Origin of the sequence: Pantoea sp. PNT03 (assembly GCF_014852515.1) — a bacterium.
Lineage (GTDB): Bacteria > Pseudomonadota > Gammaproteobacteria > Enterobacterales > Enterobacteriaceae > Pantoea > Pantoea leporis.
Genome location: NZ_JACVBT010000001.1, coordinates 1434181 through 1459718 on the forward strand (window position 1 = coordinate 1434181; position 25538 = coordinate 1459718).

Genomic DNA, 25538 nt, shown 5'->3' on the forward strand with positions numbered 1-25538 from the left:
CGCCACGAATGGCGGCCTTACATGGTGCGCGACCTTCTTCTGTTTATCCGTCATAATATGTGCCCTCTTCTCCTCCGAGAGCGATCATGTCTTCTTCACAGCAAGGAATCGCGGCGCGCAAGCAGCCGATGAAGCTCAATACGCTGGTCACCCTGATGCTCAGCGCAGTGATTGTGCTGGTGCTGCTCAGCGTGCATATGTTCTATTTCTTCCAGATTGGCGCAGCGACGCGCGCGCAGTTGGAGGATAAAGCCATGGCGGTGGCGCGCACGCTGGCCAAATTTCCTGAGATTCAGCACGCGCTGATATTGCCGCCAAATGCCACCAGCATCCAACCCATTGCTAAAGCCGTGCAGGAGAGCAATAACCTGCTGTTTGTGGTGGTGACCAATATGGATACCATCCGCTATTCGCACCTGAATCCTGAACTCATCGGCCAGCACTTTATTGGCACTGATATTGAGCCCGCGATACGCGGTCATGAAAACGTCTCCGTCAATCAAGGTGTTCTGGGCCGGGCAATGCGCGTCTATACGCCGGTATATAATGCGCAGCATAAGCAGATTGGTGTCGTGGTAGTGGGCATTTCACTCAGCGCCGTTACCGATCAGATTAACCAAAGCCGCTGGAGCATCTTGTGGACTATCCTGATTGGCACCTTTGCGGGCGCCATCGGCACCCTGGTGCTGGTGCGTGTGTTGAAGCGCATCCTGTTTGGCCTCGAACCCTACGAAATTTCTACCCTGTTTGAACAGCGTCAGGCGATTCTCAACTCGCTAAAAGAAGGCGTGGTGGCGATGGATGATCAGGCACAGGTGACGCTGGTGAATCAGGCGGCGCGATCGCTGCTGAACGATTCGATGGGCACCATCAGCGGCGACCGCATCTACGATGCCTCAGTGATTGACGATCATCTGCGGGATGTGCTGCACAGTGGGCGGGCGCGGCGTGATGAAGAGTTGAATGTGAATGGCCGCGTGTTGCTAAGCAACACCGTACCGGTGCGCACGCAGGGACGGATTATCGGCGCGGTCTGCACTTTCAGGGACAAGACGGAAATCAGTCAACTGATGCAGCGTCTGACGGGCATGGTAAACTACGTCGATGCGCTGCGTGAGCGCTCGCACGAGTTTATGAACAAGCTGCATGTGATCCTCGGCCTGCTGCATATGAAAAACTACACGCAGGTGGAGAGCTACATTCTCAAAACCGCCAATAATTACCAGACGGAGATCGGTTTCCTGCTCGATAAGATTAAGTCGCCGGTGATTGCTGGTTTCTTGCTGAGCAAAATCAACCGCGCGTCGGATTGCGGCCATCGCCTGACCATCAGCGATGCCAGCTTCCTGCCCGACAGCGGCAATGAGCAGCAGATGGCGGCGCTGATTACGGTGATCGGCAATCTGATTGAGAACGCGCTGGATGCGATGAGCGAGCAGGTAGAAGGCGAGATTCACGTGATGCTGCACTACCAAAACGGTTGGCTGACCTGTGAAGTGAGTGATGATGGTCCAGGCATTGAAGCCGATCATCTCAGCACCATTTTCGAAAAAGGCTTCTCCACCAAAGGTGAAAACCGCGGTGTCGGGCTGTTTCTGCTGCAGCAGCAAACCGAAAATATCGGTGGCAGCGTGAGTGTGGAGTCAGAACCCGGCGTGTTTACCCAATTTTTAGTCCAACTTCCCTGGGATGGAGGAAACCAATCCGCATGATCAATGTGTTAGTGGTCGATGATGACGCCATGGTCGCCGAGCTTAATCGCGCGTATATCGGCCAAATTCAGGGCTTTCACTGTTGTGGCACCGCCTCAACCTTGAAGCAGGCGAAAGAGATCCTGTTCAATAGCGATACTGCGGTCGATCTGGTGCTGCTGGATATCTATATGCAGCAGGAGAATGGCCTCGATCTGTTGCCGGAACTGCGCACGGCGCAGAGCGCGGTGGAAGTGATCATCATTTCGTCGGCGGCCGATGCGGAGAATATCAAAACCTCGCTGCACTACGGCGTGGTGGATTACCTGATCAAACCGTTCCAGTTCCCACGTTTTGAAGAGGCGCTGACCGGCTGGCGGCAGAAGAAATCGCTGATGGACAATCAGCATTATTATCAGCAAGCGGATGTGGATCTGCTGATTCACGGCAGCCCGGCGACGCAGCACGACAATAAGCGCCTGCCAAAAGGCTTAACGCCGCAAACGCTGCGCACGCTGTGTCAGTGGATTGATGCGCATCCGGGGCATGAATTTTCGACTGACGAACTGGCAGCTGAAGTGAACATCTCGCGCGTGTCGTGTCGTAAATACCTGATTTGGCTGGCGCAGATTAATATTCTGTTCACCAGCATTCACTATGGCGCGACCGGCCGTCCGGTGTACCGCTATCGCCTGCAGCCGGAATACCATTCGCTGCTGCAGCAATATTGTCAGTAACGTAGCTGCCAGTCGACATCGAGCTGCTGGAAGTGAAAGTGCTGCGGCGAGGAGCAGATGATCTGCCGATCGCGCGTGACAAACACCGCGTCGATGTCGGGCTGGTCAGCGAGATAAGCCAGCCCTTGCTCCACGCCCATGCCAAAGAGCAGCGTGGTGTAGATATCGCCATCAATCGAGCGATCGGAAATCACCGTCACGCTCAGCAGTTCGTTATCAAGCGGATAGCCGGTTTGCGGATCAAAAATATGATGCCAGCAGCGGCCGTCCAGTTCGAAGTAGCGCTCATAAATCCCCGACGTCACCACCGATTTGCCCTGCACCTGCAGCACGCCTAACAGCTCATCATCACGACCAAACGGCTTTTTCAGGCCAATGCCCCAACCCTGCGGCTCGTGCGGCGGCGAACCCAGCGTTTGCACATTGCCGCCCAGATTGATCAGCGCCTGCTGCACGCCCTGCTGGCGTAAAAACGCCTGCACGCGATCGGCGATGTAGCCTTTGGCGATGGCGCCGAGATCGATCTCCATGCCTGGCTGTTGCAAAAACACTGAGCGATCATGTGGGTTGAGCACGACCTGATGCGGATCGGTCAGCTTTAGCAGGGATGCGATTTCTGGCGCAGGCGGCACCGCACGTCCCTGAAAACCAATTTTCCAGCGCTTCACAATCGGCCCAATGGTGAAATTGAAGGCGCTGTCCGGCAGTAAACTCACGGCGTGTGCCACGCTAATTAACGCAAACACCGCTTCGCTGACGATCACCGGATGGTGGCCTGCGGCGTGGTTGACCGACATCACTTCGGATTCAGCGCGGTTAACGGTGAACAGGTTTTCCTGCTGTTTAATCAGTTGAAATACGTGGCGGGCAAGCGTGGGATTGTCATCAAACAATTTGAGCAGAATGGGCGAACCCATCAGAACGGCAGAGTAAGAAAAGACACCAGCGGTCATTGCATGCCTCTAAAGAAAACGATGCCCGCACAAGGCGGGCATCTTTACAGCTTAGTGTCCTAACGCCAGTTTAGCCGCGTTGTGACCGGCTTTGATACCGAAGATGATGATATCGGCCACCGCATTGCCGCCGATGCGGTTGGCGCCGTGGATGCCGCCGACCACTTCACCGGCCGCCCATGCGCCTGGAATCACCTCTTTCTGCGCATCCAGCACCGCGGTATCGGTGTTGATGGTCACGCCGCCCATGGTGTGATGCACGCCCGGTGCGATACGAATCGCAAAGTACGGACCTTTATTCAGCGGGTGACGCAGCGCGGTTTTACGACCAAAGTCTTCGTCATCCTGCTTCGCCACGAACTCGTTGTAACGACCGAGCGTGGTTTGCAGCGCTTCCTGATCCATGTTGAGTTTCACCGCCAGCTCGTGTGGCGTTGGCGCGCTGATGACAAAGCCTTTAGCGATGTATTCGTCAGCCGCTTTGTTATTGGCGCGTACCTGCTCGTCAAACACAATCCACGCACTCTTCTCAGGCAGCGCGATGATCTCAGCGGACACTTTGTCACGGGTTTCCATTTCATTGTAGAAACGCTTGCCTGCCTGGCTCACCAGAATCGCCCCGCCGCCGCGCATTGCTTCGGAAATCAGGTACGACGTGGTTTGCTCAACCGTTGGGTGAATCTGGATTTCACCCATATCCACGGTATCCGCACCGATGTGTTGCAGCATGGCGATGCCGCTGCCGGTGGCGCCTTTATGGTTGGTGGTGACGAAACCGTCCAGCTCAGGGCGATATTTCACCACCATTTCGCGGTTGGCACTGAAGCCGCCGGTCGCCACAATCACGCTTTTGGCGTTAATAATGCGGCTGTCGTTATACTCATCCACCACTTTCACGCCGGTGACCGCACCGTTTTCCACTAAAATTTCGGCCACTGAGGTTTCCAGCAACACTTCGATATTGCGCAGATTAACGTTTTTCACCAGCCCGCTGATCAGGAAGCCGCCGACTGCCGAACGATCTTCCGGACGGTGAGTACGATCGATGCTCATGCCGCCGGTGATGGTGATGTCGCACAGCTCGATGTCTTTGGCGGCCAGCCACTCAATCGCTTCGGGCGCCTGCTCAACAAATTCGCGCAGCAGCACCGGATTGTTTTTGAATTTGCCGCCTTTCAGCGTCTCTTCATAGAACAGCTCTTTGCTGTCTTCAATGCCTTTCAACTTCTGATAACGGGTTTCCGCCGCGTTCATCCCGACCGAGGCTTTGATGGTGTTACCGCCGATGGTGGGCATCTTCTCGATGATCACCACGCGTGCGCCATCGTCATGCGCCTGAATCGCCGCCGCCAGACCGGCACCGCCGGTGCCCACTACCACCACATCGTAATTCACCGGTGCGTTCGGGTTACCGCCCTCTTCAATGACATACTCTTTGCTTGAGGTGGTCATGGCACGCGATACCGCTTTTTTCAGCGCTTCACTCTGCGTGGTGGCGCCAGTGATGGCGTCAACGTGCGGGCTGTTCGCCACCAGAATGCGTTCACGCAGACTTTCGAAGGTGCTGGTGAAGTCGACGTCGAGGCTCGGATCCGGCACCAGCGAGATGTCGGTAATACGGTCGGTGTCGAGGGTAACGTTGATTTTTAGCTTCAGCGCTTCGGCTTCGACTTTCGCCTGATAAACGCCCGCTTTGTATTTACGGCCGGTATCGCTGACGTCGCGGATCATCGCATCCACAAGTGAGAAGCGCCACAGCGGTTCCGGGATAGTCAACTCTTCGCGCTTGGTGCTGTCGATATACAGCTCCATGTGCTGATTCTTGATGACGCGATCGGTCCAGTCCGGATAGGCGATACAGGCTTTGCCCACCGCCACCAAGTCGAAACCGTGCTCCAGCGCATTCTCGGCATCTTCTTTATTGACGACGCCGCCGACGCCGATTACCGGCACTTTCGCCAGGTTAGGCGAGCGCTGTGCCAGATATTTGGTGATCAGTGGCGTTGGGTCCTGAGTATCAACAATCGACGGACGCAGCAACTGACCAACCGAGAAGTGCACGTAATCGAGACCGCGTTCTGCCAGTTTCTCCAGCAGATAGAGCGTATCGTCCCAGCGGATGCCCGGCACTTCCAGCTCTTCCGGTGAGAAGCGATAGCCGATGATGAAGTCTGCCGCAGCGAAGCGGTCAGCCATTTTGTGGGTGATTTCCAGCACTTCCAGTGGGAAACGCGCGCGATTATCGCGACTGCCGCCCCATTTGTCGTCGCGCTGGTTGGAGTTTGGCGAGTAGAACTGCTGGATAAGATAGGTGTTGGCGCCGTGAATCTCCACGCCGTCGAAGCCGGCTTTGATCGCGCGGTTCACCGCATCACCAAACTTGGTGATCATCACCTCCACTTCTTCTGCAGTCAGCGCCTGAGGTTGAGTGGCACCGTCGCGCGGTGCGGCGATGGCGCTCGGTGCGACCGGGGTTTTACCGCCGATCAGCGCCGGTTCAACCATACGGCCGCCGTGATAAATCTGCAAAATCGCTTTGGAGCCTTGCGACTTGATGGCGTGGGCGATTTTCGCCAGACCGGGGATTTTGTTGTCGCTGTCGATACCGAGCGCGCCTGGAAACGCAGGGCCACGGTTATCAATAAAGCAGCACTCGACAATCACGGTACCGATGCTGCCGGCGCGCACGCGATAATATTCGACAAGGTCACTGGTAACACCGCCATCGTAATAACCGGTACAGGTGGTCATCGGTGCCATAACCAGTCGGTTTTTAAGCACCGCACCTTTCGGTAACGTAAGGGGATTAAGAATCGGGGTGAGCGTATTCATGATGAGCAACTCCAGAATTAAGAAACTTGGTATTCAATTCTTTGGCGGTTCGGAGAATTTTATAATTATTTGAGTGGTCCGATTTCATGGCGTAAATATAGCATTTTATTTACTTACATAACCTTATTCGTTAGTTATATAAGTTTTACGCATGAAAATAATATTTGAGGCTTATTGCTAAAAGCTGCGCTCCGCTAAGTTTTAACCAAGACTTGACAAAAATCAACTTTTTCCTTACATTTAAAACAAATCTAGTCTTATCATAAAGATAAATCGTCTCCTTTCTCTGTTTTTTGCTTGATTTGTGCCGTTTTATTCATCTCACACAGTTAATTTTCACCTAATGGTTCGTTAATTAAGGCGCACAGGTTTAAAGCAAAAAAATCACCAATAAATTTTATTGATCTAGATCAAAATAGATATTTTAATTAATCGCATCATAAGCGCATCCATTAGATAATTCGCGCATCGAATTTTGTAAATGGCGATTTATTAAGACTCAGTTTTAAATGTCACGACTAATCTGTTAAAAGGGTTTTGTAACTAAAAAAACCAGCTTGGTTCGGGGCGTATATCCGCATTCTCCATAACTTGCAGACAAAACTATGAACACACAAACAACCCAGAGTGAATCCCTCACCGCGCCTCCCGCGGCACCAGGGAAAAAAAAGAACCGCCTGATAATGTTGTGCCTGCCAATTATTGTGGCTGTGCTGTTGCTGCTGGTGCCGACTCCTGCGGGATTGGAACCTTACGCCTGGCACTTCTTCGCCATTTTTGTCGGGGTTATTGTGGGACTGATTTTCGAGCCGCTGCCGGGTGCCGTTATCGGGTTAACCGGCGTGGTGGTGATTGCGCTGTTCAGCCAGTGGGTGCTGTTTAGCCCGGCAGAACTGGCGGATCCCAAGTTCAAAACCGCGGCGCAGTCGTTCAAATGGGCGGTGAGTGGCTTCGGCAACTCCACGGTCTGGCTGATCTTCGGTGCCTTCATGTTCGCCGCAGGCTACGATAAAACCCAGTTCGGTCGCCGCCTGGCGCTGATTCTGGTGAAATATCTGGGCCGTCGTAGCCTGACGCTGGGTTACGCCATTACCTTCGCTGACCTGTTGCTGGCGCCGTTTACGCCATCCAACACCGCGCGCAGCGGCGGTACCATCTATCCCATTATTGCTAACCTGCCGCCGCTCTATGGTTCAAAACCGAACGATCCTAGCGCACGTAAGATTGGTTCATACCTGATGTGGGTGGCCATCACCGCCGCCTGTATCACCAGTTCGATGTTCCTTTCTGCTCTGGCACCAAACCTGCTGGCGCTGGCGCTGGTAAAAAGCGTGGTGGGCTTTGATATCTCATGGGGCATGTGGTTCCTTGCCTTCCTGCCGCTGGGCGTGCTGCTGATTCTCACCATGCCGCTGCTGGCTTACTGGCTCTATCCGCCAGAAGTGAAAGTGAACGATGAAGTACCGCGCTGGGCCACCGCTGAGCTGGCCAAACTCGGTAAACTGAAACGTAACGAAATCCTGCTGCTGGGCTTCGTGGTTGCGGCGCTGATGATGTGGATCTTCGCCACCGCCTGGATTGAGCCCGCAATGGCCGCACTGTTAGTCATCGTGCTGATGCTGTGGACCGGCGTACTCAACTGGAATGACATCACCAGCAATAAAGCCGCCTGGAACACCTTCGCCTGGTTCGCCACGCTGGTCGCGCTGGCGGATGGTTTAGCGCGCGTTGGCTTCATCGCGTGGCTGGGTAAAGAAGGCGCAATGCTGTTGCAAGGCTATGACCCGCAGGTTTCTGCCGTCGTCCTTCTGGTCGCCTTCTACCTGCTGCATTACCTGTTCGCCAGTACCACCGCGCACACCACCGCGCTGCTGCCCGCGATGCTGACCATCGCCGCATCCATTCCGGGCATCAACATGCCGGTGTTCTGCCTGATGATGTGTGTTTCTCTGGGTGTGATGGGCATTATCACCCCGTACGGCACCGGCCCAAGCCCGATTTATTACGGTAGCGGCTATCTGCCAACTAAAGATTACTGGCGCCTGGGCACCATCTTCGGCGCGCTGTTCCTGGTTCTTCTGATGGTTGTCGCCTATCCATGGATGGTGATGATGTTCTGATGATGTTGCTTCGATGTTAAAAACGGAGCCGCGCATTACCGTGAAAATGTTATGATACTCGCCAGTCAGCCCCTGCGGAGGGCTGGCGAGAGAAAATCGAATAACAAACTGCCTAATTTGTCGCCCGTCATGCTGGCGGGCCACACGAAGCTAAGTGAGCCAACATGTCGAACAAACCCTTCTATTATCAGGATCCCTTTCCTCTCGCCAAAGATGATACCGAATACTATCTGCTGAGCCGCGATTACGTCTCGGTGGCCAACTTCGATGGCGTAGAAGTCCTGAAAGTCGATCCCAAAGCGCTGACGCTGCTGGCGAAGCAGGCATTCCACGATGCTTCCTTCATGCTGCGCGCCTCGCATCAGGCGCAGGTCGCGTCCATTCTTGCCGACGATGAAGCCAGCAAGAACGACAAATACGTCGCCCTGCAGTTCCTGCGCAACTCCGAAATTGCCGCCAAAGGCGTGCTGCCAACCTGTCAGGATACTGGCACTGCCATCATCATGGGCAAAAAAGGCCAGCGTGTCTGGACCGGTGGCGGCGATGAAGCCGCGCTGTCGCAAGGCGTTTACAACACCTTTATTGAAGATAACCTGCGCTATTCACAGAATGCCGCGCTGGATATGTATAAAGAGGTGAATACCGGCACCAACCTGCCGGCGCAGATCGACCTCTACAGCGTTGATGGCGACGAATACAAATTCCTGTGCATCGCTAAAGGTGGCGGTTCCGCCAACAAAACCTATCTGTATCAGGAAACCAAAGCGCTGATTACGCCCGCCAAATTGAAGAACTACCTGATCGATAAAATGATGTCGCTGGGTACCGCGGCCTGTCCGCCGTACCATATCGCGTTTGTGATTGGTGGGACTTCAGCCGAAGCCACGCTGAAAACCGTCAAGCTGGCCTCAACCCACTATTACGATTCGCTGCCGACTGAAGGCAACGAGCATGGTCAGGCGTTCCGCGACATTCAGCTGGAAGAAGAACTGCTGAAAGCCTCGCAGGAGCTGGGCCTCGGGGCGCAGTTCGGCGGTAAATATTTTGCGCATGATATCCGCGTGGTGCGTCTGCCGCGTCACGGCGCATCCTGCCCGGTGGGTATGGGCGTGTCATGTTCCGCAGACCGAAATATCAAGGCCAAGATCAACCGTGAAGGCATCTGGATTGAGAAGTTGGAAGACAATCCAGGCCGCTATATTCCGGAAGCGCTGCGTCAGCAGGGTGAAGGCGAAGTGGTGCATGTCGATCTCAACCAGCCGATGAGCGAAATTCTGGCGCTGCTGTCGGCTTATCCGGTATCAACCCGCTTGTCGCTTAACGGCACCATTATCGTGGCGCGCGACATTGCGCACGCCAAGCTGAAAGAGCGCATCGATAACGGCGAAGGCCTGCCGCAGTATATCAAGGACCATCCGGTCTATTACGCGGGTCCAGCGAAGACGCCAGAAGGTTATGCCTCCGGTTCACTCGGCCCAACCACTGCAGGTCGTATGGATTCCTACGTTGATCTGCTGCAGGCCAATGGCGGCAGCATGGTGATGCTGGCGAAGGGCAACCGTAGCAAACAGGTTACCGATGCGTGTCAAAAACACGGCGGCTTCTATCTGGGCAGCATCGGCGGCCCGGCTGCGGTGCTGGCACAGCAGAGTATTAAGAGTCTGGAATGCGTGGAGTATGCCGAACTCGGCATGGAAGCGATCTGGAAGATTGAAGTGGAAAACTTCCCGGCATTCATTTTGGTGGATGACAAAGGAAACGACTTCTTCCAGCAGATTCACAATAACTGTGCCGCCTGCGTGAAGTAATCCACGCATCGCACCACAAAAAAGCCGTTATCTTGTGATAGCGGCTTTTTTATTGCGATATTTCTGACGAATGGATCATCGAATGAGGCAAAACAGAAAGGTTAAAAACGGAATTGGCTTTCCAGTTGACGCAATGTTTCCATGCGTTGTGCCGTGGTGATTTCGCGCGCTTTTACTTCCAGCAGCAGGTCAGCATCGTTCTGACCAATCACATACACCGCCTGACGCCCAGGCAGGTTAACAGTAATAATATTTTGCTCCACACCGTCCAGCATCTCATCATGCTGTTCCAGGTAGTTATACAACGTGTTCATGAAATCTCCTTGAAAATAGGTGGGCTATTCTGCCCAATCGCCTCCTTTAAACACACAAGACCTGGCTTAAAGATGCCACCTTGATCAGAAAATTCTGGCGAAGTGAATATCCTGCAGCGGCAAGATGACGAAGAGATGAAAAGGCAGCGAGATTGCCCCGCCGCCATATTCAATCAGAAGAAACCCAGCGGTTGCGTGCTGTAGCTCACCAGCAGGTTTTTCGTTTGCTGATAATGATCGAGCATCATTTTGTGGGTTTCGCGACCAATACCCGATTTCTTATAGCCGCCAAACGCCGCGTGCGCCGGATAGAGGTGATAACAGTTAGTCCACACGCGACCGGCTTTGATGGCGCGGCCCATGCGATAGGCGCGATTGATGTCGCGCGTCCAGACGCCCGCGCCAAGTCCGTAAATCGAATCATTGGCGATTGCCAGCGCTTCCGCTTCATCTTTGAAGGTCAGCACACCAACCACCGGGCCAAATATCTCCTCCTGGAACACGCGCATGCTGTTATTCCCTTTGAGCAGTGTCGGCTGGATGTAGTAGCCGCTGGCAAACTCTTCGCCCACTTTCTCTACGCCGCCGCCGTGCAGCACCTGCGCGCCCTCTTGCTGCGCAATTTCCAGATAAGAGAGGATTTTGTCGAACTGCTGCTGCGACGCCTGCGCGCCAATCATGGTTTCGGTATCCAGCGGATCGCCACGTTTAATGGTTTTGATGCGCTTCATCACCGCCGCCATAAACGGCTCAAAGATCGATTCCTGTACCAGCGCGCGCGACGGACAGGTACAAACTTCACCCTGATTAAGGAAGCCCAGTACCACGCCTTCTGCCGCTTTCTCAATGAAACTCTCTTCGGCATCCATGATGTCTTCAAAGAAGATGTTCGGTGACTTGCCGCCCAATTCAACGGTGGACGGGATCAGGCTTTTCGCCGCCAGCTCCAGAATATGGCCGCCGGTGGCAGTGGATCCGGTGAAGGCGATTTTGGCGATTCCCGGATGGGATGCCAGCGCTTCGCCTGCCTCTTTGCCGTAGCCATGTACCACGTTGATAACACCCGGCGGCAGCAGATCTTTGATCACGTCCATAAACAGCGTAATCGACAGCGGTGTTTGCTCGGCCGGTTTCAACACCACGCAGTTACCTGCGCCAAGCGCCGGCGCCAGTTTCCATGCCGCCATCAGCAGCGGGAAGTTCCACGGAATGATTTGCCCGACCACGCCCAGCGGTTCGTGGAAGTGATAGGCGGCGGTGAACTCATCGATTTCAGCGGCGGTGCCTTCCTGCGCACGCACGCAGCCAGCGAAATAGCGGAAGTGATCGACCGCCAGCGGCAGATCCGCCGCCAGCGTTTCACGCACCGGCTTACCGTTATCCCAGGTTTCGTTGACCGCGATATATTCCAGATTCTCTTCCAGCCGATCGGCAATTTTCAGCAGCACCAGCGAGCGTGCCTGCGGCGAGGTTTTGCCCCACGCATCGGCAGCGGCCTGGGCGGCAGCCACGGCGTTATCGATATCGGCGCGGTCCGAACGGGGAAATTCGCCAATGGTAGAAGCATTGATCGGTGAAGTGTTGACGAAGTAGTTACCGTTCACCGGCGCAACAAATTCGCCGTTGATAAAGTTGCCATAACGCGATTGCAGAGTAATGAGAGAACCTTGTTCTCCCGGAGCAGCGTAACGCATGGTGTTTCTCCTTGCGGGACAGAGTGGCGATTAACAACTATGAAACCTGTTATTAACATTGGGCGATCCACGCCAGCCTGTCAGATCGTAAAAGGGGAAACTGTGACCGCACCGAGGGAAATGTGGCGTGCGTAGGCCGCTACAGATAATTCCGAGTTTTCCCGCTTATGCCGCAAAAAGCGGAACATGGGCGAAATATGTGGTCAATATGAAGCAGGATACTAACCAGGAGAAACAGATGTTGGCTTCAGCCCTGACGTTAATGCGTGCCAAAGCGAACTTTGTTCAGCAATTTATCCGCAACCCGCGCAAAATGGGCAGCATCACGCCCTCTTCCGCCGCGCTCTGCCGCACCATGTGCGATGCGGTGAACTGGGATAACAGCCTGCGTATCGCCGAACTGGGCGCCGGTGATGGCGTGCTCACGCGCCACGTGCTGGCGCGCATGTCACCGCAAGCACAGCTTGACGTGTTCGAAATCAGCCCTGAACTGGTGAAAAGCCTGCGTGGATTGCCTGATGCGCGCATGCAGGTACGCGCCTGTTCGGCGGAATATCTCGCCGGAGAATATGATGTGATTTTTTCTGGCCTGCCGCTGCTGTCATTACCGCCCGCCACGCGCGATAACATCCTCAGTGCGGTGCATGATGCGCTGGGTCCACGCGGCGTATTCGTGCAGTTTCAATACACCTCGTTCACCCAGCCAAATTTGTCACGCTACTTCACCTGGGAACGCCAGCGGGTGCTGAAAAATATGCCACCCGCGTGGGTTTATCGCTGCACGCGCAACTACGCGCCCTGAGCCTGCGCGCGCGGCTGCGGCCGCGTTTGTAGCCAGAAGCTGCGCAACAGTTCGCGCGACCAATCTTCGCCTGAAAGAACCGTGTCATCGTCACTGACGCCCGCCGGTAAACAGGCGGTCATAATCTCGCGGGTAAATTCCGGATGGAACTGCACCGACAGCGCCTGCGGCGAATAACGCAAAATCTGACAACCATCCTGCGCCGAGCTCGCCAGCACCTGCGCATGCTGCGGCGGCGTTAACACCGATTGCCGATGTGACAACCACGCCTGAAACTCGCCCGGTAGATCGGCCAGCCAGGGATCGTTGTGCGCCTGCGCATTGCGCGTCAGCGGTTTCAGTCCACGCTCCCAGCCGTGCGGGTTATCACCCACTTTGCCACCCAGCGCATACGCCATCAGTTGATGCCCGTAACAGACGCCCAGCAGCGGCAGCTCCGCCTCCAGCGCGCCACGAATCCAGGCGGCGGTGCGTTCGCTCCAGTCAGCGTGATCGGTGACCATCGCCCAGGAACCGCTGAGGATCGCGCCACTGACGCGGTCAAAGGCCGGTAAATCATCGCCCAGATGCGGACGCACAATCACATAGTCATCGGGCTGCAGTTGCAGCGCGTCGATAAACCAGCGGGGTTGTTCACCAATTTGCGCCACAACCTGCGGCGGCGGGACTTCGAGTTGAATCAGAGCAAGAGGTAAAGCGCGGGTGTGTGTCATGCCGAATACGGTCCTCGTTATGGTCGCCTTTCGGACATCCACTTTGACAGTAAATCAGCGACATGTCTTATTTTTTTCCTGCATAAGCTAATGCTTAAGCGAAAAAAATTTCGCCAGACATGCCCGAAGTGCGCACCTTCATGCCATCATTAGCCGGTGATCATCTTTGTACAGCGTGAAGGAAGACCTCGTGGCAGTGCGGCATTTTTTAATGGTTCTGATGGTGGTTTCCATTTGGGCTTTCAACAACGTGGCGGTGAAGTGGGGATTACTGGAACTTCCGCCGCTGTTTCTCACCTGGATGCGCTTTGTGGTGGTAGCGATTGTGCTGGTGCCATTCTGCCGCATTACGCGCGCGCAACTGCCGTGGCTGCTGACGCTGGCGTTCACCTTCGGTTTTATGCACTTCTCGCTGCTGTTTGTCGGCATGCGCTACACCGATGCCGGCACCGGCGCTATCGTGGTTCAGCTCGGTACGCCGATTGCCATGCTGCTGGCGATGGTGATTCTCAAGGAGAAATTGCGGCTGGTGCAGCTGTTTGGTATCGCCATTTCGCTGAGCGGCGTGGCGGTGCTGTCGGGCAGCCCGACCATTCCGGCCTGGTGGGTGCTCTGTATTCTGTTGTGCAGCGCGTTTGGCTGGGCGATCAGCAATATGATTGTGAAAAAATCGCCGCCGATACAACCGCTGACGCTCACCGGCTGGATCTCCTTCCTTGCGGTGCCGATTGTCGGTGCCGCTTCGTGGCTGACCGAATCCCATCAGTTTTACGCGCTGAGCCACGCGGGCTGGCGCGGCTGGTTTGGCATTCTGTATAGCGCACTCGCCTCGTCGATTGTCGCCTATACGCTGTGGTACGCGCTGCTGAAGAAATACAACGTCAACCTGATCATGCCCTATTCGCTGCTGACGCCGGTGCTGGCGGTATTGATGGGCGTTTTCGTCTTGGGTGACAGCATGAACAGCTTTAAGATCCTCGGTGCGTCACTGGTGGTGCTGGGCACCGCGATTGCGGTGATCAACCTGCGTAACCTGCGGATGCATGCGCGTTTTCCGCGCTTACGCCGCCGTTAATCCGCTCTGCTATGCTTGAGTCTCGCGCGTTTTCCGGAGACTCAACATGGATTCTCAACGTGCTGCCGCACTGTGGCAGCAAATGTGGCAGGGATTGCGAGGCGCAGACCCGCTTCCCTCGCCGACTTTTCTCCAGCCCGACACTTTTTCCTCTGCCTTTGCCGTCAGCGAATTGGCGGCCACCAGCATCGGCCTCGCCAGCCAGGCGCTAAGCGATCTGCTCGGCCAATCCGCGCCGGTCAGCGTTAATGTCCGTCTCGCCTCGCGCTGGTTTCAGCACAGCCTGATCCCGCTCAATCGACCGCCTGCTGCGCTGTGGGATGAATTCGCCGGTGATTACGCCAGCGCCGACGGCTGGATCCGCCTGCACACCAACGCGGCTCATCATCGTGCGGCGATGGAGCGCGTGCTCGGCCAGCATGCCGATCGTGCCGCGCTGGCCGATGCGGTGGCCCGCTGGCCCGCCGCCACGCTGGAACAGGCGGTGATTGATGCCGGCGGCTGCGCCGCGCAGATGCGCAGCGAAGCGCAATGGCTGCAGCATCCGCAAGGCAGCGCCGTGCAGCAGGAAGCGCTGATTGCCCAACAGGCCACCGACGCCGCCCCGCCGCCCGCCTGGTTACTGTCGCCCGCGCGGCCGCTGCTCGGCGTGCGCGTACTGGATCTCACGCGCATCATTGCCGGACCGGTGGCGACACGTTTTCTCGCCAGCCTCGGCGCACAGGTGCTGCGCATCGATCCGCCCGACTGGCACGAACCCACGCTGGAAGAGGAGATCACCTGCGGCAAACGCTGTGCGCGGCTTGATATCAAATCCCGCGCCGGGCGCGAGCAGCTGCGCCAGCTGTTGCAGCACAGCGATGTGCTGGTACACGGTTATCGTGCTGATGCGCTGGAAAAACTCGGGCTGGATGCCGATACGCGCCGCCAACTCGCGCCGGGCCTGGTGGATGTCAGCCTCAATGCGTGGGGCTGGAGCGGGCCGTGGCGCAACCGGCGCGGCTTCGACAGTCTGGTACAGATGGGATGCGGCATCGCCGAACAAGGCATGCGCTGGAGCGGCAATAATCAACCAACGCCGCTGCCGGTGCAGGCGCTCGACCACGCCACCGGTTATCTGATGGCCGCCGCGGTGCTGGAAGGTTTGCGTCAGCGCTTGACCAACGGCATTGGCTGGCAGGCGCGCTTATCGCTGGCACGCACCGCGCGGCTGTTGCAGCAGTTCGGTGCCGCGCCGCAGAATGCGCAAAACGGTATACACGCGCAGCACGATGACGCGCTGAGCGCGATAGAGATCAATCAGTGGGGAATTGCAGAGAGATTGCGCGCCGCAGCGTATTTGCCCGGCACGCCAATGATCTGCGCAACGCCAGGCGTGAAGCTCGGCAGCAGCGCAGCAAGCTGGTAACGATTACGCCTCGTCGCCCTGCTCTTCGTTCAGTTCGTCGTACATCGCCTGCATCGCCTCACGGCTCAGCACCGCCAGCGTGCGGTAAAATGCCGTGGTGGCATGCGCTTCCACTTTGCCGAGGAACGCGCCGCACCACGGCAGCAGATACTCATCAAACAGCGCCAGCTGCGCGGCAGATTCATCCTCTGCCGACTGATCTTCCAGCCAGGATGCCGCCAGCAGCAGCACGCCAAAGTGATCGGCAGGCGCTTCGCTCAGCGGCATGCCGCGCGCGCTGAGAAACGCACGCACGTCTGCTTCAGCAACACCGTTTGGCCACTGTGATGCGTACGGCGGCACGCTGCACTCGCTGCCGACAAACAGCGCATTGTAGTCAGCGGCCAGCGCCTGCGGATCGCTATTCTGCTGCAGGCGCGTCAACAGTTCGTCCTGCTCCAGCGGCCACTGCTGTTGCAGTTTACCTTCACGCAGCAGAGTGAACAGCGGCACCAGCAGCGGATCCTGCGGCTGGCGATTAAACAGCGAGCCGATGACGCGGCAGAGTATGGAAAACTCATTCATGCAACAGAATTCCTTGAGGTAAAAAAGTTAAAAATCAGCAAATTCGGGAATCGTTTTGCCGGTGCGCAACGCGAGAAAGTCGAGCAGGCGACGCGGCGTGACATTTAACACGCGATCTTCGGGAAAATCCACTTCGCTGGTGATGCGCAGGCAGTGTTCGAAATTGCCCAGCGTAAACGCGGTATGCGAATCGGAGCCAAACGCCAGACGTCCACCAGCATCACGCACCGCTTCGGCAATGGCGCGACAGTTCGGTTCGCTGCCCGGACGCGAATGGGTAAAGGAGGAGTTGTTGATCTCCAGCGCCACATCGTAATGCGCGGCGGCTTCGGCAATTGCGCGAATATCCACCGGGAACTTCGGGTTGCCCGGATGCGAAATGATATGCACCAAACCGCCCGCCATCGCCGCAATCATCGCTTCAGTGTGATGTGCTTTATCACGCGGCGCATAAACCGGTTCGTGGAAGCCCGCGACAATCAGATCCAGCGCATCCAGCATCGGGCCGCTGCAATCGATCTCACCCTGCTGATTTTTGATGTTGGCTTCGATACCGCGCAGCACGCCAACGCCATCAATCACGCGCGGCCAAATGCGCATGTTGACGAAATGCCAATAGTGCGGCGCATCGGCCATATCCGGGCCGTGATCGGTAATCGCGAACAGCTTCAGGCCGTTCTGTTTCGCCTGTGCCACATAATCATGCAGCGTGCTGTAAGCGTGCGTGCTGGCAACGGTGTGCATATGTAAATCAACGGGATACATCTTCATCTCCTGACCCAATGGGAATTAATAACCGCGCTGGCGATCGACTAAACCACCCGGCTGTTGACCTTGCTCCAGAGCAAGTATGGCATCCGCAATGTAATCCATCGCCTCGCCTGGCAAGGTAATCGCCGCAGTATGTGGCGTGATTGTGACATGCGGATGAGACCACAACGGATGATCCTGCGGCAGCGGCTCGCGCTGGAACACATCCAGCGCGGCGGCGGCCAGCTGACCGCTGTTGAGCGCCGCCAGCAGATCGGCTTCTACCACATGCGCACCGCGCGCCAGGTTAAGGAAGCAGGCGCCGTGCGGCAATGCGTTAAGCAGCTGGCTATCGATCAAGTTGGTGGTTTCCGGCGTGGTCGGCAGCAGATCGATTAGCACCTGCGTGCCCGCCAGGAAAGCATTGAGCTGTTCGCGGCCATGGAAGCTTTGCACACCGTCGATCTGCTTCGGCGAACGGCTCCAGCTGCGTAACGGAAAGCCCCACTGACGCAAACTCTCCAGCACGCTACGGCCTAATACGCCCGCGCCGAGCACGCCAATGGTGAAGTTTTCGCGATCGAAACCGTCCAGCTCCTGCCAGCAAGCCTGCTGCTGCAGTTGACGATAGTCGGCAAAACGGCGGAACCAGCCCAGCACGCACCAGTTGGCGTACTCCTGCATCTGGCGCGCCATGCCGGTATCTTCCAGGCGGAATAACGGCACGGTGTTGGCCAGCATCTGTGGATTGTCACGCAGCTGTTTGAGGATCTCGTCGACGCCCGCGCCCATGGCAAACACGCCTTTCAGCTGACGCCCCGCCAGCATCTCGACCGGCGGAGAACGCACTACCGCATAATCGGCCGGCGCGTTGTCGCCCGGCTGCCAGTCACGCACGCGCGCCTCCGGCAAACGCTGACGCAAACCCTCCAGCCAACCTTGCGGCGCCAGCGACGGGTGATACCAGATTATCTCCATACGACTCTCCTTTTTTTGCTTCAGCCTCAGGCAAATAGCCGTACAGGGCAAGCAAAAACCTTAGCCTTGAGGCAATTTCTCACGTGATTAATTCCGGGCGCTTCACATTTCCACCGCTGTGCGAGGCTAAGCGGCGCCATTACGACTAAAGTTGTTTGGGTGGTCAATGCGTTAGCACACCATCTTTTCGGACAAGGAGAAAAACCGATGATAAAAAATGCCGTATTCACGCCCGCGCGTCTGACCTTTTTACTTAGCGCCGCGTTGCTGGCCGGTGCCAGCGCCGCACACGCCGACGATCAAAACCGCATGCTCAGCAACCAACCGCAGCCACCGGATGTGCGCCTGGGACCGTTGTTCAATGCGGTACAGCAGGCTAAATTTTATCCGGATCAGAAAACCTTCGCCGATGCGGTGCCGAAATCCAATCCCTCGTCGATTCTGGCCGACTGGCAGATGCAAAAAAACCAGCGCAACTTCGATCTCAAGCATTTTGTCGACAGCAACTTCACGCTGCCAAAAGAGGGTGACAAATATGTGCCGCCCGCCGGGCAAAGCCTGCGTGAGCACATCAACGGTTTATGGCCGGTGCTGACGCGTACCGCGCAAAGTGCCAGTCAGTACGATTCGCTGCTGCCGCTGCCCAAACCTTATGTGGTGCCTGGCGGACGCTTCCGCGAAGTGTATTACTGGGACAGCTACTTCACCATGCTCGGCCTGGCGGAGAGCGGACACTGGGATCGCGTGCAGGATATGGTGGATAACTTCGCCACCGAACTGGATAAATATGGTCATATTCCCAACGGCAACCGCAGCTACTATCTCAGCCGCTCGCAGCCGCCGTTCTTCAGCTTGATGGTTGACCTGCTGGCAACGCACAAAGGCGACGACGTCTATCGCCAATACCTGCCGCAGCTGCAGAAAGAGTACGATTACTGGATGGCAGACAGCGACAAAGTGGCGGCTGGCCAGGCCAGCAAACGTGTGATCAAACTCAGCGACGGCACGCTGCTTAACCGTTACTGGGACGATCGCGATGCGCCGCGTACCGAATCCTGGCTGGATGACGTCAACACCGCGAATAAAGCGCCGGAACGCAATAAACAGCAGGTTTATCGCGACTTACGTGCGGGCGCGGCTTCGGGCTGGGATTTCAGTTCGCGCTGGTTCACCGATGCGCACAATCTGGCGTCCATCCGTACCACGCAGCTGGCACCGGTTGATCTTAACAGCCTGATTTTCCACCTCGAACAGACACTGTTCAAAGCCGCCAAACTGGATAAGCAGGATGACAAAGCCAAACAGTTCGCGGCGGATGCTGAGAAACGTCAGGCGGCGATCAATCGCTACCTTTGGGATGACAAAAAAGGCTGGTACGCCGATTACGATTTCCAGAAGAAGCAGGTGCATTCACAGCTGACCGCTGCGACGCTGTTCCCGCTCTATATGCAGCTCGCGAGCGATAAGCAAGCTGAACGCACCGCTTCCGCAGTTGAAAAACAGCTGCTGAAACCCGGCGGACTGGTGACCACCACGGTGAATAACGGCCAGCAATGGGATGCGCCAAACGGCTGGGCGCCGCTGCAATGGGTGGCGGTAGAAGGTCTGGAGCATTACAAGCAGCCGAAACTGGCGCAGCAGATTGGTCAGCGCTTCCTGCAGAACGTGCAGGCGACCTACGACAAGGAACATAAGCTGGTCGAGAAATACGTGGTTGAAGGCGCGCAGCTGGGCGGCGGTGGCGGCGGTGAATATCCGCTGCAGGATGGCTTCGGCTGGACCAATGGCGTGACGCTGAAGCTGCTGGATAAGTACTGCCCGAAAGACAAAACCTGTAATAACGCTGGCGATATCCCGAATATGCCGGTTTTAAGTCGCGCGAAGTAATTACCTCTATTCTGCCGGGCGAAGTAGCCCGGCAACTGCACATTCCCGTCGCGGCGCGATTTATTGCGCGACCCGAACCTGGGTAAGGTTTCGCCAGTGCAATGCGCGATAAATCGCGCCGCTACGGCTCGTGCCTGTCATCTGTGCATTTTCCTCACATTCCTCTAGCAACAAACTCACATCTTGAAACATCCGCGACAAAAGATAATAATTCTCAATCTGATATCGATAGCTATTCCCATTAAAATAACAGGAACCTCTCATGACCTCGTTGTTTACCCTTAAACGTGGCCGCGTACTGTGCGCGCTTGCGCTGGCTTTACCCGCGGCAAGCTTCGCTGAAGAGTCGATTGTCGTGACAGCGCAACCGCAAGAGAGCGCCACCTCACCGACGCAGGGCTATCTCGCCACGCGCAGCAGCGGTGCCAGCAAAAGCGATCAGCCGCTGATCACTACCCCGCAGTCGATCTCGGTAGTGACGCGTCAGCAGATGGAAGATCAGGGCGCGCAGGATCTCAATCAGGCGCTAGGTTACACGCCGGGCGTCTTCACCAACTTTGGCGGCGCGGCCACGCGTTATGACACTATCGCGCTGCGTGGTTTCCACGGCGGCGATGTCGATAACACCTTCCTCGATGGCCTGCGCGTGATGAGTGACGGCGGCAGCTTCAACATCCTGCAGGTGGATAACTGGTTCCTCGACCGCATCGATGTGATTAAAGGTCCCTCCTCCGCGCTCTACGGCCAAACGGTGCCGGGCGGATTGGTGAATATGGTGAGCAAGCGCCCGCAGTTTGCTGAAGAGGGCCACTTCCGCCTGGCGACCGGCACCAACGCCACCAATAACGCCGCCTTTGATTACACCAACGCCATCAACGATCAGTGGGCATTTCGCGTAACCGGCATTACGCGCAACAGCGATACCCAATACGATCACACCCGCGAAGAGAAATATGCGATTTCGCCACAGCTGATGTGGCAGCCAAGTGAAGATACCAACTTAGTGCTGCGCGCCTACCTGCAGAAAGATCCGTCCGGCGGCTATCACGGCTCGGTACCGGCGGAAGGCACGCTCTACAGCCATAATGGCCGCAAATTGAGTGACAGTTTCTATGAAGGTGACACTGCGCTCGATCAGTTCAAACGTCGCGAACAGATTTACAGCTATGACTTCTCGCATCGCTTCAACGATGTGTGGTCGGTGTACTCCATCGGCAGCTACAGCCACTCCAATACCGAGCTCGATCAGGTTTATCAGATTGGCTGGAACGCAACGAATCCAGACCTGCTGAACCGCTACTACTCGGGTGAGCGTTCATCGCTGAGCGCGTGGGCCAACGACAACCGCTTGCAGGCTGATTTCGCTACCGGCGCGGTTCAGCATCGCGTGACGCTGGGCGCGGAATACCATCGCTATAAAAACGACATCACCAAAGCCAGCGGTGCCGCCAGCGCGCTGAATGCGTGGAACGGCGAAGAAGTGGGCATCATGCCAGACTTCGACTGGACATCGCAGACGCGCCGCTACTATCAAACCGGTTTGTATCTGCAGGATGAGTTGCAGCTTGATCGCTGGCATCTGGATTTGTCGGGACGCTACGATCGCATCGTGTCGGAAAACGGCACCAGCCGTCGTCAGGACGATCACATCAGCGGCCGCGCTGCGCTGCTATATGCCTTCGAGAACGGCATCTCGCCTTATGTCAGCTGGAGCCAGGCAATAACGCCGGCTTCCTTGACCGATCCTTTCGGCAATCAGCTAAAACCGACTACGTCTGAGCAGTATGAAGCGGGCGTGAAATATCAGCCGCTGGGCACGCGCGATATGTACTCAATCGCAGTCTACGATTTGACCCAGGACGATGTCGCCAACCGTAACGTGCTGGACGGCACTTACATGCCGTCGGGCAAAGTGCATTCACAGGGCATTGAACTTGAGGCGCGTAATCAGCTGACGTCGCGTTTTAGCACTATCGCCGGCTACACGCTAAATCATCTGCGCTTCAAAGATTCGGTGGACGGTAACGATGGCCATACGCCGTATGTGACGCCGAACAGCATGGCATCGTTGTGGGGACATTATCAGTTTGACTACGGCTTGAGCGCCGGTGCGGGTGTGCGCTATATCGGTAAACAGTGGGCGGATAACGAGAACACCACGCGTCTGCCATCGGTAACGCTGTTTGATGCGTCGGTTCGCGCCGATCTTGGCGCATGGAACTCACAGCTGAAAGGCGCCTGGCTGCAGGTGAATGCCAACAACCTGACCGATAAGACGTATCTGGCCGCCTGTTACGGCACCGGTTACTGCTATCGCGGTGCCGAGCGCACGGTCATGGCCACGGTGGGCTACGACTTTTAATCAGGCATAAAAAAATCCGCCACCCTTTGCGGGATGGCGGATTTCATCAAATCCTGGCGCGATTAACTTCGCACTTTACGGTAGATCCACAGCACCACAATGGCACCAATCACTGCCACCACGAAGCTGCCAAAGTTGAAACCGTCAACTTTACCGAAACCAAACAGGGTACTGATCCAGCCACCAACAACCGCACCCACCACACCCAGAACCACGGTGATGATAAAGCCGCCGCCATCTTTACCCGGCATAATCCACTTAGCGATAATCCCGGCAATCAGACCAAAAATAATCCATGAAAGAATACCCATGTACTGCTCCTTACGTTATTAATCAATGTGTTCACCGCCTCTAGTATAGACGGGATTTTATGATCTGCATCCCAACTTGCCGCAGTAAATAGCCGTTAGCTGACTAAAGGTTAGCGCAGCGACGCCGATAACTGACGAACAGCATTGTCAGTCGTGAAAATAACAATCGGATAAGTGGAGCAGGACGTGGGAGAAGCCGATAAAGAACAATACCTCAAGCGAGGCACGTTAGCGGTTTTGGGCGTGATGAAGGACCTGTTGCGTTTTCAAACCCCGTTGATGGTGAATTTTTCGCGCGGTCAGTTTATCAGCCGCTTGCTGTCAGCCGATGAAGATCAGGTGATCTTTGACCTCGGCAGCAACGCGCTGGATAACGATTTAGCGCTGCAAGGTGGCGAAGTGAATATTGCCGCCGAAACGCACGGTGCCAAAGTTGAATTTGGCTTAACCGGTTTACAGCGGGTTGAATTCGAAGGCTTACCCGCTTTTGCTGCGTCGCTGCCGGAACTGGTGTGGCAGATTCAACGTCGTGAATTCTTTCGCGTCAATGCGCCGCTGGAACCGGTTTTTTATTGCCACAGCCAGTGGCCTGATGGGCGTACCGCGCGTTTCCGCCTGCAGGATCTGTCACTGGGTGGCGTCGGCGTGCTGCTGGACGAAGCGCTACCGGAAGGGCTCAATCGCGGCGATACCTTTAAAAACCTGCGCGTGGATTTAGCTGAGTATGGTCACTTTGAGGTGACAGCACAGCTGCTGCACATTGGTGAACGCACCGTAGTGACCAGCAAGAATGAAACCCGCGCCACACCGCGCCTCAGCTTCCGCTTTACCGCCATCGAACCGATTCAGGAACGCCAGCTACAGCAGGTGATTTTTGCGCTGGAACGTCTGGCGCGTGATAAAGCCAACCGTTTTCAGTAGCGCTGCACGTTTATCACCGTACAACATCGTAGCGGCGCAATTTATTGCGCTATGTGGCATGAGATAAATGTCTAAAAAGCGCGATAAATCGCGCCGCTACGAAGCGTGCGCGATTTAAATAACGGTAATCAATGCGGCTGATAACGGCAACGCGCCACCGCATCCAGCCAGCCGTGATAATTCTCTTGCATGCTTTTCGCCTGATCCTCACGCGGCGTGATCACGCTACCGCCCTGTAACGCCTGCATCTCACTGCCCTGCTGCCACCAGCCTAAGGTGCGGCCCGCTAATAGCGCGGCGCCCAGCGCAGACACTTCTGCCGTCGGTACGCGTTTCAGTGGCCGCTGCAATACATCGGCCTGCATCTGCATCAACCAGCTATTTTCCGTGGCGCTGCCATCCACGCATAGCGCAGGAAGTTGCACGCCACTGGCCTGCTCCATGGCAAAAAACACATCGGCGATCTGGAAGGTGATCGACTCCAGCGCCACGCGCGCCAGCACCTCCGGCGTAGCCGCATCGGTCAAGCCACATACCATGCCGCGCGCTTTCAAATCCCACCAGGGCGCGCCAAGACCGGAAAGCGCCGGCACAAAATAGATGCCCTGATTGTGTTCGCTTTGCTGCGCCAGCGCAGTGAGTTCTCGCGGATCATGAATGCCCAGCATGCGGCCCAGCCACGCCGCGCCGGAACCGGTGTGGGTAATGTTGCCTTCAAAGGCATAGCGCAGCGTGCCGTCGTGCCACGCCACAGTGGTGCTGAGGCCATTTTCCGTCAGCAACGGCGTCGCCATCGACATCATCAGTGATGAACCGGTGCCGTAAGTGGCTTTCACCACCTCTTCGCTGCCGTTGCGCTGCGCTTGCAGCGCAGCGTGCGAATCGCCGATGCGTGACAAAATCGGCGTGCCGGGCGCTAAACCGGGAATATCGTTGCGTGTCACCACGCCTTGCGCGCTGGCCGAGGGCACAATCTGCGGCAGCGCCGCGCGGGGAATATGGAACAGCGCCAGCAATTCATCATCCCAGTCGCCGCTGTGCAGGTTGTAGAGTTGGGTGCGTGCCGCATTGGCATGATCGGTGACGAAGCTTTCGCCGCCGCTCAGCTGCCAGCTCAGCCAGCTATCCACGGTGCCGATACAGAGTTCACCGGCCTGCGCGCGCGCAAATCCATTCGGCAACGCAGCCAGCATGCCGGTAAGTTTACCGGCCGGGAACATCGGATCCACCGCCAACCCGGTGAGTCCGGTGATGCGCGGTGCTTTACCCGCCACGCGCAGATCGCGGCAAAACGCCTCCGAGCGGCGATCCTGCCAGCTGACCAACGGCGTCAGCGGCTGACCGTTATGTCGCTGCCAGATTAGCACCGATTCGCGCTGGTTACTGATCGCCACCGCCGCAACCTGCGCCCCCGCACACTGCGCCAGACAAGCGCTCACCGCCTGCTTCACCGCCTGCCAAATCGCCAGCGGATCCTGCTCCGCCAGACCCGGCTGCGGATGTTCCAGCGTCAGCGGCTGACTGCCGCGTGCCACCACATTGCCGGCACGATCGACCGCAATCGCTTTCGCGTTGGTGGTGCCTTCATCAATTGCCAGTATCAACGAACCTGCCATCT

Annotated in this window: 20 protein-coding genes; 10 read left to right on the top strand and 10 right to left on the bottom strand. The window is 56.5% G+C overall.

Annotation, left to right across the window (positions count from 1 at the left end; genetic code table 11):
* Positions 1-86: 86 nt before the first annotated feature.
* Positions 87-1712 carry a sensor histidine kinase gene (locus IB226_RS06715; RefSeq protein WP_192234219.1) on the top strand — a complete coding sequence of 542 codons (1626 nt, stop codon included), beginning with the start codon at positions 87-89 and terminating at the stop codon, positions 1710-1712.
* Positions 1709-2428: a two-component system response regulator DcuR gene (gene dcuR / locus IB226_RS06720; RefSeq protein WP_008102769.1), complete on the top strand. Its 720-nt coding sequence runs from the start codon at positions 1709-1711 to the stop codon at positions 2426-2428. The genes IB226_RS06715 and dcuR overlap by 4 nt, the downstream gene beginning before the upstream one ends.
* Here dcuR and IB226_RS06725 read toward each other — a convergent pair.
* A complete protein-coding gene (locus tag IB226_RS06725) occupies positions 2422-3381 on the bottom strand; it encodes an FAD:protein FMN transferase (protein WP_192234221.1) in 960 nt (319 codons plus the stop codon). The genes dcuR and IB226_RS06725 overlap by 7 nt on opposite strands.
* A 51-nt stretch (positions 3382-3432) precedes the next feature.
* Positions 3433-6213: a flavocytochrome c gene (locus IB226_RS06730; RefSeq protein WP_101760770.1), complete on the bottom strand. Its 2781-nt coding sequence runs from the start codon at positions 6211-6213 to the stop codon at positions 3433-3435.
* A 605-nt stretch (positions 6214-6818) separates the two neighbouring features.
* On the opposite strand from IB226_RS06730, the gene IB226_RS06735 reads away from it, so the two are divergent.
* Complete coding sequence (locus IB226_RS06735) at positions 6819-8333, top strand: anion permease (protein WP_137385596.1); 1515 nt, start codon at positions 6819-6821, stop codon at positions 8331-8333.
* A 164-nt stretch (positions 8334-8497) separates the two neighbouring features.
* Positions 8498-10141, top strand: a complete 1644-nt coding sequence (gene fumA, locus IB226_RS06740) for a class I fumarate hydratase FumA (RefSeq protein WP_192234223.1) — start codon at positions 8498-8500, stop codon at positions 10139-10141.
* 101 nt (positions 10142-10242) lie between these two features.
* On the opposite strand, the gene IB226_RS06745 is transcribed toward fumA, so the two are convergent.
* Together IB226_RS06745 and IB226_RS06750 are read right to left on the bottom strand one after the other, a co-directional pair.
* Positions 10243-10455: a hypothetical protein gene (locus IB226_RS06745; RefSeq protein WP_192234225.1), complete on the bottom strand. Its 213-nt coding sequence runs from the start codon at positions 10453-10455 to the stop codon at positions 10243-10245.
* A 173-nt stretch (positions 10456-10628) separates the two neighbouring features.
* Positions 10629-12149 (bottom strand): aldehyde dehydrogenase family protein, encoded by a 1521-nt coding sequence (locus IB226_RS06750; protein ID WP_101760773.1) that lies wholly within the window; start codon positions 12147-12149, stop codon positions 10629-10631.
* 238 nt (positions 12150-12387) lie between these two features.
* On the opposite strand from IB226_RS06750, the gene IB226_RS06755 reads away from it, so the two are divergent.
* Complete coding sequence (locus IB226_RS06755) at positions 12388-12951, top strand: class I SAM-dependent methyltransferase (RefSeq protein WP_110865965.1); 564 nt, start codon at positions 12388-12390, stop codon at positions 12949-12951.
* Here the strand turns inward: IB226_RS06755 and IB226_RS06760 are convergent.
* Positions 12939-13664, bottom strand: coding sequence for a glutamine amidotransferase (locus IB226_RS06760; protein WP_192234227.1), 726 nt, complete (start codon positions 13662-13664; stop codon positions 12939-12941). The genes IB226_RS06755 and IB226_RS06760 overlap by 13 nt on opposite strands.
* Positions 13665-13854: 190 nt before the next feature.
* Here IB226_RS06760 and IB226_RS06765 point away from each other — a divergent pair, with 190 nt between their 5' ends.
* Together IB226_RS06765 and IB226_RS06770 are read left to right on the top strand one after the other, a co-directional pair.
* Entirely contained in the window at positions 13855-14739 is an 885-nt protein-coding gene (locus IB226_RS06765) for a DMT family transporter (RefSeq protein WP_101760776.1), read from the top strand.
* A 46-nt stretch (positions 14740-14785) separates the two neighbouring features.
* Positions 14786-16147 (top strand): CoA transferase, encoded by a 1362-nt coding sequence (locus IB226_RS06770; protein WP_192234229.1) that lies wholly within the window; start codon positions 14786-14788, stop codon positions 16145-16147.
* 3 nt (positions 16148-16150) lie between these two features.
* Here IB226_RS06770 and IB226_RS06775 read toward each other — a convergent pair whose 3' ends face one another.
* Genes IB226_RS06775 through ghrA form a run of 3 tightly spaced genes read right to left on the bottom strand, consistent with a single transcriptional unit; the run spans position 16151 to position 18439 of the window.
* Positions 16151-16711, bottom strand: a complete 561-nt coding sequence (locus IB226_RS06775; RefSeq protein ID WP_192234231.1) for a molecular chaperone — start codon at positions 16709-16711, stop codon at positions 16151-16153.
* A gap of 27 nt (positions 16712-16738) precedes the next feature.
* A complete protein-coding gene (locus IB226_RS06780; protein ID WP_137385589.1) occupies positions 16739-17476 on the bottom strand; it encodes a phosphatase in 738 nt (245 codons plus the stop codon).
* Positions 17477-17500: 24 nt separating this feature from the next.
* On the bottom strand, positions 17501-18439 hold the full coding sequence (gene ghrA, locus IB226_RS06785; RefSeq protein WP_192234233.1) for a glyoxylate/hydroxypyruvate reductase GhrA: 939 nt from the start codon (positions 18437-18439) through the stop codon (positions 17501-17503).
* Between the two features lie 207 nt (positions 18440-18646).
* On the opposite strand from ghrA, the gene treA reads away from it, so the two are divergent.
* Together treA and IB226_RS06795 are read left to right on the top strand one after the other, a co-directional pair.
* Positions 18647-20326: an alpha,alpha-trehalase TreA gene (treA, locus tag IB226_RS06790; RefSeq protein ID WP_192234235.1), complete on the top strand. Its 1680-nt coding sequence runs from the start codon at positions 18647-18649 to the stop codon at positions 20324-20326.
* 262 nt (positions 20327-20588) lie between these two features.
* Positions 20589-22688, top strand: coding sequence for a TonB-dependent siderophore receptor (locus tag IB226_RS06795; protein ID WP_192234237.1), 2100 nt, complete (start codon positions 20589-20591; stop codon positions 22686-22688).
* A 62-nt stretch (positions 22689-22750) separates the two neighbouring features.
* On the opposite strand, the gene IB226_RS06800 is transcribed toward IB226_RS06795, so the two are convergent.
* Positions 22751-22999, bottom strand: a complete 249-nt coding sequence (locus tag IB226_RS06800) for a GlsB/YeaQ/YmgE family stress response membrane protein (RefSeq protein ID WP_008102737.1) — start codon at positions 22997-22999, stop codon at positions 22751-22753.
* A 186-nt stretch (positions 23000-23185) separates the two neighbouring features.
* Between IB226_RS06800 and IB226_RS06805 the strand changes: the two genes are divergently transcribed.
* On the top strand, positions 23186-23920 hold the full coding sequence (locus tag IB226_RS06805; RefSeq protein WP_101760783.1) for a flagellar brake protein: 735 nt from the start codon (positions 23186-23188) through the stop codon (positions 23918-23920).
* A 128-nt stretch (positions 23921-24048) separates the two neighbouring features.
* Here the strand turns inward: IB226_RS06805 and IB226_RS06810 are convergent, their stop codons facing one another.
* Entirely contained in the window at positions 24049-25536 is a 1488-nt protein-coding gene (locus IB226_RS06810; protein ID WP_101760784.1) for an FGGY family carbohydrate kinase, read from the bottom strand.
* Between the last annotated feature and the right edge of the window lie 2 nt (positions 25537-25538).